Origin of the sequence: Paenibacillus sp. FSL P4-0113 (assembly GCF_038009305.1) — a bacterium.
Lineage (GTDB): Bacteria > Bacillota > Bacilli > Paenibacillales > Paenibacillaceae > Paenibacillus > Paenibacillus polymyxa_D.
In genome coordinates, this window is record NZ_JBBPAZ010000001.1 from 2,787,163 (window position 1) to 2,802,555 (window position 15,393).

A 15,393-nucleotide genomic window follows, 5' to 3' on the forward strand; every position below is an offset into this window, starting at 1 on the left:
ACGGGCTTGGACGTTGTTCGCCGTCTTCCTTGGGATGCGCGCCGCTTTCGCTTGACGGCGGAGGCGCGCTTGTAGGATTAGAACGCGAATTCGATCGTATCGACGGCACTCTTTGCGCCTGCCGCCGGTTTATGACATTCAATCCGGCTTAACTCGAGTTGTGGATTTTCCGCAATTTGAGACAGTACCCGCAGGTAATCCTCGGTCAAGGTGCGGATCATCGCTTCTTTGAACAGCTTGGTGGCGTAGAAGAAGCCCCCGCTCAGCGCCCCGTTGTTTTCATACATAAACAGCGTCAGATCGAACTTCGCTTCTTCCAAATGGTCAAGCTCGTAAGTCTTCAGGCTGACCCCTTCCAGCTCGGCGTCTCGTTCTTCGATATTTTGCAAGTCGAAAACGGCATCGAACAGCGGGAAGCGGCCCGGCTCCCGCTTCACATTCAAACGCTCCACCAGATCCTCGAATGGATAATCCTGGTTCTCGAAAGCACCCAAAGCCGTTTCCTTCACTTCTTCCAGGTAGGACAAGAACGTTTTGTCGCCCGACGGACGATTGCGGATCGCCAGCGTATTGACAAACATCCCGATGACCGGTTCCAAATCGGCGTTCGTTCTTCCCGCCACCGGGGTACCCACGACCAAGTCCTCCTGCCCGCTGTACTTGGACAGCAGCACGGTATAAGCCGCAAGCAGCACCATGAACAGCGTGCTTTCACGCTCGGCCGCCAATTCGCGCAGCCGCGCAGAGAGAGAAGCTTCGACGTCGAACTCCAGATGCGCGCCTTCGTAGCTGCGAGCCGCAGACCGTTCGTAGTCCATCGGCAGGTCCGCCGTCGGCAACTCGCCTTCGAAGGTTTGCAGCCAGTACGCTTCCTGCCGCCCAATCCGCTCTCGGTGGGCCTTCGACTGCTGCCAAACGGCATAATCCTTGTATTGAATGCGCAGTGGCGGCAGTTCTTCCCCGGCGTAGAAACTCGAGAACTCATCGATCACAATCGCCATCGATACGCCGTCGGACACCATATGGTGCATGTCGAAAAGGAGAATATGCAGGTTCGGCTCCAGCTCGATGACCCCGGCGCGCAGCAGCGGCGGCTTGCCGAGATCAAACGGACGAACGAAGCTGCGGACGATCTGCTCGATTTGAGCCGCATCCTCTTTATCCGCTTGATGATGCTCAATAGCAAAATCGACCTGCGGGTAAATCCGCTGAACCGCTTCGGCCTTCACGATTTCAAAACCGGTGCGCAGCGATTCATGCCGTGTTATCAATTTCCGCAAGGCGGCTTCCAACCGGTCTAAGTCAAACTCGCCTTCCACCTGCACCAGCTCCGGCATGTTGTAAAGCTGATCCGCTCCATCCAGCGTGTGCTGAATGAACAGCCGTTTCTGCGCGGAGGACAGAGGGTAGTACTCTCTCTCCTCCGCTTGAGGAATGGCCTCATGCTCCCGCCGTTCCATCCGGGCGATCGCCTCGGCCATCGCCGCAATCGTCGAGTGACGGAATACGTCGCGCAGCGGCAGGTTGACGTTTAATTCCTTAAATACCTTGCCCGCCAGCGTCGTCGCCCGCAGGGAGTGGCCGCCGATGTCGAAGAAGTTGTCGTGAACGCCAATCTCCTTCGCAAGCCCCAGCACCTCCTGCCAAATCGCCGCCAGCTTCGTTTCCAGCTCATTGCGCGGTGCGACGTACTCCGTTCCGCTTCCCGCTTCCCCTTCCGGCGCCGGTAGCGCCTTCCGGTCAATCTTTCCGTTCGGCGTCAGAGGCAGGCGCTCCATCTCCACGAAGTACGACGGGATCATGTACCCCGGCAGCTCCTGCGCCAGCGCGCCGCGCAGATCGTTCACTGCCAGCTCCGCTCCGGTATCCGGTGTGTAATACGCGCATAGCGCCTTCTGCCCGTTCGCGTCACTTCGAACCAGCACCACCGCTTCGCGCACGCCTTCCACCCGCAGCAGCTGCGACTCGATCTCGCCCGTCTCGATCCGGTACCCCCGAATTTTCGCCTGGTTGTCGATCCGGCCGATGAAGTCCACGTTGCCGTCTTCCATCCACCGCGCCAAGTCTCCCGTTCGGTACAGCCGCTCGCCCGCGGCGAACGGGCTGTCTACGAACTTCTCTTCTGTCAGCTCCGAACGGTTCAAGTACCCGCGCGCCACTCCGACTCCGCCGATGACCAGCTCGCCCAGCACCCCGACCGGCACCGGATTCAGGTGCGCATCCACGATGTAGAATTTCGCATTCAGCCACGCTCTGCCGATCGGCACATGGCCTGTCTGCGGCAGCTTCGCCAATTCCTCGTCGTAGAAGCTGGAGTCGATCGCCGCTTCCGTCACTCCGTAAGCATTGATGATCCGGAACAACGAGCCGAAGCGTTCCTGCAAGATCCGGTAATCCGCCACACTGCAGCTGTCCGAGCTCGTGATCAACAGCTCCATCCAGCTCATATCCAGTTGCTGCTCGTGCACGTACTCCAGGAACGGCACGATCAGCGCCGGCGTCGATTCGAAGATGGTGACCCGTTCACGCTCCATCCAGTGGTGCAGACGAGACGGATCGATCCGGTCGTCCTTCGGCACAATCACCATCGTGCCTCCGTTGTACAGCGTCCGCGCGATATCTCCCACGAACACGTCGAACGAGAAGCTTGCGAGCTGCAGCAGCCGCACCGGGAACTGATCTAACCGGTATTCCCGCCGGTAGCCCGCCGCCGTGCTCACCAGGCTGCGGTGCTCGATCATCACGCCCTTCGGCTTGCCCGTCGTTCCCGACGTGTAGATCACGTACGCCAGATCCTCCGGACGGGCTTCATGGAAGCTGTCGGTGCCAACATTCTGATGGCTCTCATCGCCGTCGTCCACAGTATCCGTCAGCTTGCCGGAGACTATGCCCGAGCCAATCGGCGCATTCGCCCGCTCCTCGCTGTACGACGCTTCGTCGTCCAGGTACAGCACCGCCGCCAGCGCCAGCTCCTCTTCGTCAAGCCAGGCTTCAGCACGCTCTCGCAGCGCCGTTTGCGTCAGCAGCACCTTCGCTCCGCTGTCTTCGAGCATGAACCGCACGCGCTCCGCCGGATAATCCGGGTCGAGCGGCACATACGCCCCGCCCGCTTTCCAGACGGCCAGCACGGCCACCAGCAAGTCCACCGAACGCTCGGCGAGAATGCCGACGATCGTCTCCCGGCCGATGCCGCTTGCGCGCAGCGTAGCCGCCAAGCGGTTCGCTCGCTCGTTCAGCTCCGCATACGTCAGCCGGTCGTTCTCGTACACGACGGCCGCCTCTTCCGGCGTGCGCTCCGCCTGTTCCTCAAACAGCCGGTGGAACGCGGCCGCAGGAGCCGCTTCCGGCTGCGCCGGGTTGAACGCGCCGAGAATTTGTTCTTTTTCCTCTGCCGTCAGCAAGTTCAGCTCGGCAATCTTCGCATCCGGACGGCTTACGATCGTTTCGAGCAGCCGCTCGTAATGTTTCGCCAGCCGTTCGATCGTCTCCCTTTTGTAGAGAGCCGTCGCATATTCGAAGCTGTAATCCAAGCCGCCGTTCTCCTCGCCCACATCCAAGCTGATATCAAACTTCGCGGTATCCAATACGCTCGGATAAGGAATCAGGCGAAGCCCTTCTAGCTCAAATTCCTCGTTTTCCGTATTCTGCATCGTAAACAGCGTGTCGAAGAGCGGATTGCGGCTTAAATCACGGGTGACTTGCACCTTGTCCACCAATTCTTCGAACGGATAGTTTTGATGCTCGAAGGCGTGGAGGGTCGTTTCTTTGACTTCGTTCAGGTATGACAGGAATGTCTTCTCCGAAGCCGGATAACTGCGGATAGCCAGCGTGTTTAAGAAAATCCCGATCAACGGCTGCACATCTCCATGATTCCTTCCGGCAATCGGCGTACCGACGATCACGTCTTCCTGACCTGAATATTTATGCAGAAGGACGTTATACGCCGCAAGCAGCACCATAAACAGCGTCGTGCCCGTTTCCGAGGCCAGCTGCTTCAGGCCGTCGGTTTTCGAAGCGTCGAAGAAAAACTCCAGCGTTTGGCCTTCGTAGCTCTGCACGGCCGGACGCGGATAATCGGTCGGCATTTCCAGCACCGGAAGCTCGCCTTGGAACATGTCCAGCCAGTACGCCTCCTGACGCTGAAGCCGTTCTTTCTGCTCCTGCGAATGCTGCCAAACGGTGTAGTCTTTGTACTGAATGCGCAGAGGCTCCAATTGCTCGCCGCCGTACAAGCGGACGAATTCTTCAACAAAAATTTCCATCGAGACGCCGTCGGAAATAATATGATGCATGTCGTACATTAGAATATGGCGTTCCGGAGCCAGCTCGACAAGGCCTACCCTCAGCAGCGGAGGCTTCGCCAAGTCAAACGGACGGACGAAACGGCGAACCATCTCTTCGGCCTCTTGCTCATCCACTCGATAGAACTCCACGGCAACATTCACGTCCTGGTAAATCCGCTGCGATGCTTCGCCGTCCACCATTTCGAACCCGGTGCGCAGCGTTTCATGCCGCGCCACGAGCTTACGGAACGCTTCTTCGAACCTTGCCCGGTCCAAAGCACCCTCCAGCAACATCGCTTCTGGCATGTTGTACCTAAGCTCCGCGCCTTCCAGTTGATTCAGGATAAAGAGACGTTTTTGAGCAAAAGATTGCGGGTACACCTCTCGGTCATCCGCCACCGGAATGGCAACGAATGTCTGCTCATCCAGCCGGGAAATGGCGGCGGCCATGCTCTCAATGGTGGAATGGCGGAACACGTCGCGCAGCGGCAGATCCACGCTCAATTCTTTATGAATCTTGCTGACCAGCGTCGTCGCCCGCAGGGAGTGACCACCGATGTCGAAGAAGTTGTCGTGAACGCCAATCTCCTTCGCAAGCCCCAGCACCTCCTGCCAAATCGCCGCCAGCTTCGTTTCCAGCTCATTGCGCGGTGCGACGTACTCCGTTCCGCTTCCCGCTTCCCCTTCCGGCGCTGGCAGCGCCTTCCGGTCAATCTTTCCGTTCTGCGTCAGAGGCAGGCGCTCCATCTCCACAAAGTACGACGGGATCATGTAGCCCGGCAGCTCCTGCGCCAGCGCGCCGCGCAGATCGTTCACTGCCAGCTCCGCTCCGGTATCCGGCGTGTAATACGCGCACAGCGCTTTCTGCCCGTTCGCGTCACTTCGAACCAGCACCACCGCTTCGCGCACGCCTTCCACCCGCAGCAGCTGCGACTCGATCTCGCCCGTCTCGATCCGGTAGCCCCGGATTTTCGCCTGGTTGTCGATCCGGCCGATGAAGTCCACGTTGCCGTCTTCCATCCACCGCGCCAAGTCGCCCGTGCGGTACAGCCGCTCGCCCGCGGCGAACGGGCTGTCTACGAACTTCTCTTCTGTCAGCTCCGGACGGTTCAAGTACCCGCGCGCCACTCCGACTCCGCCGATGACCAGCTCGCCTAGCACCCCAACCGGCACCGGGTTCAGATGCGCGTCCACGATGTAGAATTTCGCATTCAGCCACGCCTTGCCGATCGGCACATGGCCTGTCTGCGACAGCTTCGTCAGCGGCTCGTCGTAGAAACTGGAGTCGATCGCCGCTTCCGTCACGCCGTATGCGTTGATGATCCGGAACAACGAGCCGAAGCGTTCCTGCAAGGTCCGGTAATCCGCCACGCTGCAGCTGTCCGAGCTCGTGATCAACAGCTCCATCCAGCTCATATCCAGCCGCTGCTCGTGCACGTACTCCAGGAACGGCACGATCAGCGCCGGCGTCGATTCGAAGATGGTGACCCGTTCCCGCTCCATCCAGTGGTGCAGACGAGACGGATCGATCCGGTCGTCCTTCGGCACAATCACCATCGTGCCTCCGTTGTACAGCGCCCGCGCGATATCTCCCACGAACACGTCGAACGAGAAGCTTGCGAGCTGCAGCAGCCGCACCGGGAACTGATCCAACCTGTATTCCCGCCGGTAGCCCGCCGCCGTGTTCACCAGGCTGCGGTGCTCGATCATCACGCCCTTCGGCTTGCCCGTCGTTCCCGACGTATAAATCACGTACGCCAGATCCTCCGGACGGGCTTCATGGAAGCTGTCGGCATTCGTCCGCTCCTCGCTGTACGACGCTTCGTCGTCGAGGTACAACACCGCCGCCAGCGCCAGATCCTCTTCGCCGAGCCAGGCTTCGGCGCGCTCTCGCAGCGGCGTTTGCGTCAGCAGCACCTTCGCTCCGCTGTCTTCGAGCATGAACCGCACGCGCTCCGCCGGATAATCCGGGTCGAGCGGCACATACGCCCCGCCCGCTTTCCAGACGGCCAGCACGGCCACCAGCAAGTCCACCGAACGCTCGGCGAGAATGCCGACGATCGTCTCCCGGCCGATGCCGCTTGCGCGCAGCGTAGCCGCCAAGCGGTTCGCCCGCTCGTTCAGCTCCGCATACGTCAGCCGGTCGTTCTCGTACACGACGGCCGCCGCTTCCGGCGTGCGCTCCGCCTGTTCCTCGAACAGCCGATGGAACGCCGCCACAGGAGCCGCTTCCGGCTGCGCCGGGTTGAACGCGCCGAGAATTTGCTCTTTTTCCTCTGCCGTCAACAAGTTCAGCTCGGCAATCTTCGCATCCGGACGGCTTACGATCGCCGCAAGCAAATGTCCGAAATGAGTCGACAGCCGCCGGATCGTGCTTTCTTTATAAAGAGCCGTTGCGAATTCAAAGCTGCACTCCAGGCCGCCGTTTTCTTCCGTAACATCCACACTCAGGTCGAACTTGGCCGTGCCGTATTCGCTAGGGTACGGGGACAATTTCAGCCCTTCCAGCCCAAACTCTTTGTCCTCCAAGTTTTGCAGGGAGAACATCGTGTCAAACAGCGGGTTGCGGCTCAAATCCCGGCTGACCTGCACTTTATCGACGAGCTCTTCGAACGGATAATTCTGATGCTCGTAAGCGCCTAAGGTCGTTTCTTTCACTTCTTCCAGATACGACAGGAAGGTCTTCTCCGAAGCCGGATAATTGCGGAGCGCCAGCGTATTAACGAACATTCCGATCAAAGATTGCGTGTCTCCGTGCGTTCTGCCCGCAATCGACGTTCCGACGATCAAATCGTCCTGACCTGTGTATTTATGCAAAAGCACGGTATATGCCGCAAGCAGCACCATATACAGCGTCGTTCCTCTTTGAGCCGCCAGTTGCTTTAAGCCTTCGTTCGTTGCCTCGTCCACGAAGGACGTCAGCGTTTGTCCCTCAAAGCTCTGCACGGCAGGACGCGGATAGTCCGTCGGCATTTCCAGAACCGGCAGCTCGCCCCGGTAACGGTCCAGCCAGTAAGCTTCCTCGCGTTTCAACTGCACTTTTTGCTCGTCCGACTGCTGCCATACCGCATAGTCCTTGTATTGAATGCGCAAAGGCTCTAATGACTCGCCGCCGTACAGACGAACGAGTTCCTCGACTAACACGTCCATCGAAACCCCGTCGGAGACGATATGGTGCATGTCGAACATCAGCAAATAACGTTCGGCTGCCAGCTCTACGAACTCCGCCCGCAGCAGCGGAGGCTTCGCCAAGTCGAAAGGCCGGATGAAGGCCTGCACGACTTCAGGCGCTTCTTCCTCGCTCGCATGACGGTACTCGACAGCAAAGTCGACGCTCTCGTAAATGCGCTGTATTGCTTCGCCTTGTACGATCTCAAAGCCAGTTCGCAGCGTTTCGTGCCGTGCGATCAGTCCCCGGAAAGCCTTCTCCAGCAGGCTCCGGTCAATCGATCCTTCCAGCAGTAGCACGCCCGGCATGTTGTAGCTCTGATCGGCCCCTTCCAGCTGATTCAGGATAAACAGCCGCTTCTGAGCTGAGGAAAGCGGATAATATGTTCTTGCGCCTGCCAGCGGAATCGACGAGAACAACTGCTCTCCGATCCGGGAGATGGCCAGAGCCATCTCTTCGATTGTCGAGTAGCGGAATACGTCGCGCAGAGGTAGCTCAACGTTCAGCTCCTGATGCACCTTGCTCACCAGTGTCGTCGCCCGCAGGGAATGGCCTCCCAGGTCGAAGAAATTGTCCAGGACTCCAATGCCGGAGTAGCCCAGTACTTCCTCCCAGATCTTCACAAGCTGGGACTCCGTCCGGTTACGCGGCGCTACGTATTCGACGCCCGTTTGTATGCCGCCCTGCGGCTCCGGCAGCGCTTTGCGGTCCACTTTGCCGTTGGTCGTCAGCGGCATGCGCTCCAACTGCACGAAGTACGACGGGATCATGTACCCCGGCATTCCCTGGGCCAGCGAGGTTCTCATTTCGCTGACCGTCAGCGTTCGGTCCGCCACAAAGTAGGCGACAAGCGCCTTCTCGCCCTCGCCGTCCTGACGGGCGAGCACCACCGCTTCTTCCACGCCCTCGACGTTCAGCAGCTGCGTCTCGATTTCGTCCAGCTCGATCCGGTACCCGCGGATCTTCACCTGATGATCGATCCGGCCCAGGTATTCGATGTTGCCGTCCGGTAGCCAAGCCGCCAAGTCACCCGAGCGGTACAGTTTCTCCCCCTCCGCAAACGGGGAATCGACGAACTTCTCCGCCGTCAGATCCGGACGGTTCAGGTATCCTCTCGCAAGGCCTTCCCCGGCCACGTACATTTCGCCCGCTACGCCGATCGGCACAGGGCGGCGGTTTTCATCCAGGACGTACACCTTCAGCGTCGGGATCGGCTTGCCGATATTACTCTTCGCCGCCTCCATTTCGACCCACGTTATTTCCTTATATGTCACGTGAACCGTCGTCTCGGTAATGCCGTACATATTGATCAGCTTCGTCTCCGGGTACTTCGTCTTGAAGCCCTTGAGCTGCAGCGGACTCAGCGCTTCGCCCCCGAAGATGACGTTGCGAATCCGCAGATCGTACGGATGGTCCGCCAAGACCTCACGCAGTAGCTGGTAGAAGTACGTTGGCGTCTGGTTCAAAATCGTGACCTGTTCGCGGCCCAGCAGCGCCAGGAAATCGGCCGGATTTTTCGCCGTCAGCGGCGGTACGATGACCAGCTTGCCTCCGTACAGCAGCGCTCCGTACATTTCCCAGACGGAGAAATCGAAGCAGAACGAGTGGAACAGCGTCCACGTGTCAGACGGTCCGAAGTCGAACAGGTTCTTGTCGTTGAACAGGAGGCGCACGACGTTCTTATGCTCGATCAGCGTTCCTTTCGGTCTGCCGGTCGTTCCCGACGTGTAGATGACATATGCCAGGTTGCCCGGCCCGGAAATTGGCTCCAGGTTCGAAGCGTCCAACGCACCTTCGGAGTCCGCCCCTCTGTCGCCCCAAACGAAATCGTCCAATTCGAGGCGCGTTCCTGCGAAGTCGGTCTTCTCGTGCAGATGCTTTTGAATCAGCAATAACGGCGCGCCCGAATCCTCGATCATGAAGCGGATGCGCTCCTCCGGGTAGTCCGGATCGACAGGCACGTATGCTCCGCCCGCTTTGAGAATCGCCAGAATGCCGACGACCATATCGAGCGAGCGTTCGGCCAGAATCGCTACCAGTTGGTCCGCTTCTACTCCCGTCTCCCGCAGCTTCCGCGCAAGGCGGTTGGATCGCTCGTTCAGCTCGCGGTAAGCCAGCTGTCGCTCGTTCATGACGGCGGCCACGTTGTCCGGGTAAAGCTCCGCCTGTTCTTCGAACAATTGAACGAGCGTCTTCTCGCGCGGAAATTCCGTGGTGGTGTCGTTAAAACGTCCGAGAAGATCGGCCTTTTCCGCCTCCGTCACAAGTTCCAGCTCGCCCACTGTAATTTCCGGGTTATCCGTCACCTGCTCCAGCAGATGGACGAGATGCCCCTTGAGCCGCTCGATGCTGTCTTTATCGAACACTTCGGCGTTAAAGTCAAACCGGATTTCGATTTCGACTCCCGGCACCACGGTCACGTTGAAGTTATAGTTCGTCTGCTCCTCCATCTGAACGTCAGCGATCGTCAGGTCGCCGTGCTGCTGGTCGCCCGCCTGCTCCATCTGCTCGTCCACCGGATAGTTCTCGAAAGCGATGATATGGTTGATCAGGTTCTGCTTTTGCACGCTGCGGGCTTGAATTTCATACAACGGATAGTAATCATAACGCCCGGACTCCAGCGCCCACTCTTGGAGCTTCGCCATCAGGTCGGCGAACACGGTGTCCGCTTCGCTCGTGACGCGGACCGGCACCGTATTGATGAACAGCCCGATCATGGACTCGATACCCGGGATTTCCGCCGGTCTTCCGGCCACGACGCTGCCGAATACGGCATCGTTTGTTCCGTTATATTTTTGCAGCATAACGCCCCAAGCGGCTTGCAGCAGCGTATTGACCGTAACCAGGCGCTGTTTCGCCACCCGGTCCATCCGCTCGCTCAAGTCCTTGCCCAGCTCGGCGGTGACGTGATCAGCCGTAAATCTGCCGTTCGGCGCCGATTCCTTTTGTCCCGGGAGTACGGTTTGCCCTTCATAACCTGCCAGGAATGCCGTCCAATAGCCGGATGCCGCCTGATCGTCCTGTTTCTCCAACCATTCGATGTAAGCGCCATAATCCGATCCCTTATCTCCCGCTGGCTGCTTGCCGGATGCCAAGGCCGAGTACGTCTCAAACAGCTCCTGCGTCAGCTGCGGCAGGCACCAGCCGTCCATCAAAATATGCTGGAAACTCCACAGCACATGATAGCTTTGCTCTTCGGTGCGCAGGATCGTAACCCGAACGAGCGCGTCATGTTCCATGTCGAAGCCGCGAAGTTTGTCATCCTCGGCCTTTTTATCCAAATACGCTTGTTTCTCGTCCGCCTGCAAATGAAGCAGCTCTTCATATTCAAAGCCGACCGGCTTGTCGCGGTATATGATTTGCAGCGGCTCGCCCGCCGGTCCTTGCACAAAATTCGCCCGCAGCACCAAATGACGTTTCGCAAGTTCCGTCCAGCTCCTCTCGAAAAGCTGGACGTCGAGTACTCCCCTCATCGTAAATCGCGTCTGCTCGAAGTAAGCGGCCGTTTGCCGGTCAAGCGCGCTGTGGAACCACATGCCCTTCTGCATCGGCGTAAGCGAGTAAATATTTTCGATTTCCCCGAGATGGCCCGAGCGCTGGGCGATTTGCTCTAGTTCGGCGATGGTCAAGCCTTTAAATTGCACGTCGCTAGGCGTCAATTCGGTATTTTCTTTGCCTGCGCAGTGGATAATGAGCTCTCGTAGACTTTGCTCAAGCCGCTGAGCGAAGGCTTCCATCGTTACCTTGTGATACTGCTTCCGGCTGTAGCTAAGATCAAGCGATAAAGCGCCGTCCAGCACCATGCCGTTGATATCCAGCACAAAGCTGCGGGCCTGCCGGTCGCTGGCCGGGCTGCCGCTGGAATAAGAAGATATACCGATCTCGTCCTGGTTGACATCATCGTCGAACTGGCCGAGGTAATTAAAATTAATTTCCGGCTCTGCGCCCCAAACAAAGCCATCCTCCGATTTGGAGAGATAGCGGCATATGCCGTACCCAAGCCCTTTGTTCGGAATGCGGCGCAAACTTTCCTTGACCTGTTTAATCTGATAGGCCAAATCCCGGTCGGTTTCCGGCTCTAGGACGACCGGAAACTTGGTCGTAAACCAGCCGACTGTGCGCGTGATGTCGATATCCGTTCCGATCGATTCGCGTCCGTGTCCTTCGAGATTGATCCGCACCCGTTCGTGTCCCGTCCACTTGCGAACGGCTATGCCGAGCGCCGTTACCAAAATATCGTTCATTTCGGTGTTGTAGGCCCGGTGAACCCGCTTCAGCAGCAGCTCCGTTTCTTCGGGAGTCAAACGCACGAACAGCGATTCGCTGTCCTGCTGCGTCGTAACGTCCGCCTCCAGATCCTTCGGCACGGCCGGAACCGCAATTTGTTCCACGGCCTGCCAATAGGCCCGTTCCTTCGCCATCTCCGGGCTTTGCGCGTAAGCGGCCAGCTGCTCGGACCAAGTGCGGTACGCATCCGTTTTGGCCGGGAAACGAATTTCCTCGCTTTTGCCGGCCTGCTCGTAACCCAGAGCGAAATCCTCCATCAAAATGCGCCAAGACACGCCGTCCACCACGGCATGATGAACCGCGAGCAGCAAATGATCGTCGTCCGCGCACCGGAACAGTCCCGCCTTCACGAGGGGCCCGTTCTCCAGATCGATGCCCGCTTGAATGTCCGTTGCCTTCGCTTCCACAGCCTGCGCGGTATTCTCCGCATCCTTGAAGTCGAACACGTCCAGCGTGAACAGCCCGCCTTCCTGAATCGCGCGGGTCCGCGCGCTAAACCCTTGTTCCGTCTTGCGGAACACCATCCGCAAGGCGTCATGATGCTCGGCCAGCTTTTGCAGCACCTGACGCACCGTCTCTTCGTCGAAGCGTTCCTTCCGGTACAGCATCACCGACTGGTTGAAATGATGCGGGTCCGCAAAGGAGCTCTCGAAAAACCAATGCTGAATCGGCGTCAGCGCCGTTTCACCCGTTATTTCGCCTTGATCGATGGTACGTCCGATCGGTTTCACATGCAGGCTGAGCTGTGAGATAGTCGGATATTTGAACAAATCCCGGATTTCCAGCTTGTACCCGGCTTGATGAAGCCGCGAAGATACTTGAATGGACTTGATCGAGTCTCCGCCCAGCTCGAAGAAATGATCCGTTACCCCAACGCGATCGGCGTTCAATACCGCCTGCCACACATCGGCAAGCGTCCGCTCCGCTTCATTGCGGGGAGCTACGTACGCGCCGCCGGTCAGTGCGTTTCCTTCCGGGGCGGGCAAAGCCTTGCGGTCGATTTTGTCGTTCGGCGTGAGCGGCATCCGCGGAAGCTGAACAAAATGCGCCGGAATCATGTAATTCGGCAACTTTTGCGCCAGCTCGCTTCTCAGCTCGCCGAGCGTAAGCGGGCGGCCCGCGACCAGGTAAGCGCACAGTTCTTGCCCGCTTTTGCCTTCCCGCGCGATTACGATCGTCTCCTGCACGGAGTCGATCTTCAGAAGCTGCTCTTCAATCTCGCCGATCTCGATCCGGAATCCACGGATTTTCACCTGATGGTCAATCCGGCCCAAGTACTCAATATTTCCGTCCGGCAGCCAGCGGGCCAAGTCGCCCGTCCGGTACAGTCTCTCTCCGGGCTCAAACGGGTGTTCGATGAATTTCTCCGCCGTCAGATCCGGCCGGTTCCAATATCCCCGGGCGAGGCCGACGCCCGCGATGCATAATTCTCCCTCCACTCCGATAGGCGCTAGCTGATTCTGTGCGCCCAGTATATACAAGCGATGGTTCCAGATCGGACGTCCGATCGGTATCGCTCTGCGTTCGGTGTCATACGTAGACGCCGCCCACACGGATGTGGCGATCGAGGCTTCCGTCGGACCGTACGCGTTATAGTACTGTACCTTGTCTTTCCACTGCTGCACGAATTCTGCTGAAACGGCGGAGCCCGCCGTGATGAGCCTGCTCAGACTCGGCAGGCGGTCTGAATTCAAATAAGCCGCATAAGTTGGCGGCAAAGTGGCGATCGTAATTGCATGCTCGTTCATGAAACGTTCGAACAGCTGATCATCCAAAACCGTCTCGGTTGACGGTATATATAAGGTCGCCCCGAAATACAGGGCGTTGAACATCTCCCAGCACGACGCATCGAACGATAGGCTGGCGAATTGCAGCACTCGATCCTGTTCGGTCGTGTGAAGCGTATGGGCAAACGTCAGTTTCAGGCTGACCAGCCCGCGATGCTCCAGCATGACCCCTTTGGGTTTGCCCGTCGTACCTGATGTATAGATGACATAAGCCAGATCGTTCGGACCGCTGGCCGGCTCCAGGTTCGAGCCATCGTCGCTGTAGGCCTGCTCGTCATCCAGCGCCACCACGGTCCCTTCGAACGGCACCTGCAGCAGCAGCTCCCTTTGAGTCAGCAGCAACTGCGCGTTCGAGTTCTCCAGAATGTAGCGGATGCGTTCTTCCGGGTATTCCGGGTCGATCGGCACGTAGGCACCGCCAGCTTTCAGAACCGCCAGAATGCCAACGACCGTCTCCAGCGATCTCCTGGCCATCAAGCCTACCAGCTGATTGGGCAGCACGCCGACCGATCGCAGCGTCCGCGCCAGCCGGTTCGCCCGTTCATTCAGCTCCGCGTACGAAAGCCGCCGCCCCTCAAAGACAACCGCCGTCGCTTCGGGCACCCGCTTCGCCTGCTCCTCCACGAGCTGATGAATCGTCCGATCACGGGGATAGTCCTTCTCGGTATCGTTAAAGCTTTGCAGCAATTGAAATTTCTCGTCCTCCGACAGCATGTCCGCCCGCACGATGTCCAGCTCCAACTCGTGAAGCCCCACGGCCAGCAGGCGATTCAGATGGCCGACGACCCGAGTCATGAACTCGGAGTCATATAAGTGCTCGTTATATGACAGCGCTAGCTGTATCGTCCCGCCGGTTAAGCTGAATTCAAAGGAACAATCCGTGACCACGTTTTGCCCGATTTCGTCCAGATGCAGCTCCTTAAGGGATACTAGCGTATGGATGACGGGTATCCCGTCTGCATATTGCAGGTCCAGCTTCTCCGCCATTTTCAAGAACGGAATATGTTGGTGCTGAATCGCTTCCGGCAAGGAAGTCCTCAGCTCGCTCAGAAGCGTTTTAAAAGTCGCACCCACCGAAAGCGAGTTTTTCAAAATGACCGTATGATTAACGGATCGGCGCGTCTCCGTCGGTTTCCGTACAACTGGCATGCCGACCAGAATGTCAGAAGCGCCTGTATATTTATGCAAGAGCGACTGAACACCGGCGAGCAAAATCATAAAAGTGGCCAGTGGAGCCCCCTTGCTCATTTGAAGGACGCGCTGCGCCACTTCCTCCGAAAGCGAACCGCCGACGGTTGTCATAATGGGCGCCAGGGAGCTTGGAGCTTTGCTGTAAGGCAGCCGCGTCAAGGTATAATCGTCGCTACCGAATTTTTCGTTCCAAAACAACGTTTCTTTTTCAAAAGCCATCTGGATCGTTCCCCTCTCTTCATCGGCAAAAGCAATCCGGCGGAGCATATGCCGCAGCAACGCTCCAGCCTCGCTCCCCGCCTTTTCAAACATGTGACAACAATGTCAATGGCTTTCGCCAGGTCACCGCTTCGCTTGCCCGGTTGATCGCATGCGGCAATCCTCTGCCTAGCAGCTGTCCCGCTCGGCTCCCATGCGTGAAAGACAACAAAGAGCATTGTTCTACGCAAGAGATGCGGCTGCTTCCGGCTCCTCTGCTTCAATATGCTTGCTGCGGACGAGCCGCCCGAAGACGGGCTTTGGTTTAACATTGGGTTCGGAATTGGATTTGGGGGTGGACAAGGGATGTTCCTCCCATCGATGTAAGACTTGCTGTAGGGTTCCGGCCGGCCAGCAGAAAGTCGGCCGTACCTCCGGATTCGGCACCCGAGCTGCCTTTGTCGAAGCCTATGTTTAA

The 15,393-nt window shown here is 58.2% G+C and carries 1 protein-coding gene; it reads right to left on the reverse strand.

What is annotated here, in order from left to right; genetic code table 11:
* Positions 1 to 77 precede the first annotated feature (77 nt).
* Positions 78 to 15,029 (reverse strand): amino acid adenylation domain-containing protein, encoded by a 14,952-nt coding sequence (locus MKX46_RS11835; RefSeq protein ID WP_341071263.1) that lies wholly within the window; start codon positions 15,027 to 15,029, stop codon positions 78 to 80.
* Positions 15,030 to 15,393 lie beyond the last annotated feature (364 nt).

What these genes read in the sequence shown, in the direction of transcription:
- MKX46_RS11835 (WP_341071263.1), bottom strand. Translation starts at nt 15,029, where the DNA reads ATGTTTGAAAAGGCGGGGAGCGAGGCTGGAGCGTTGCTGCGGCATATG.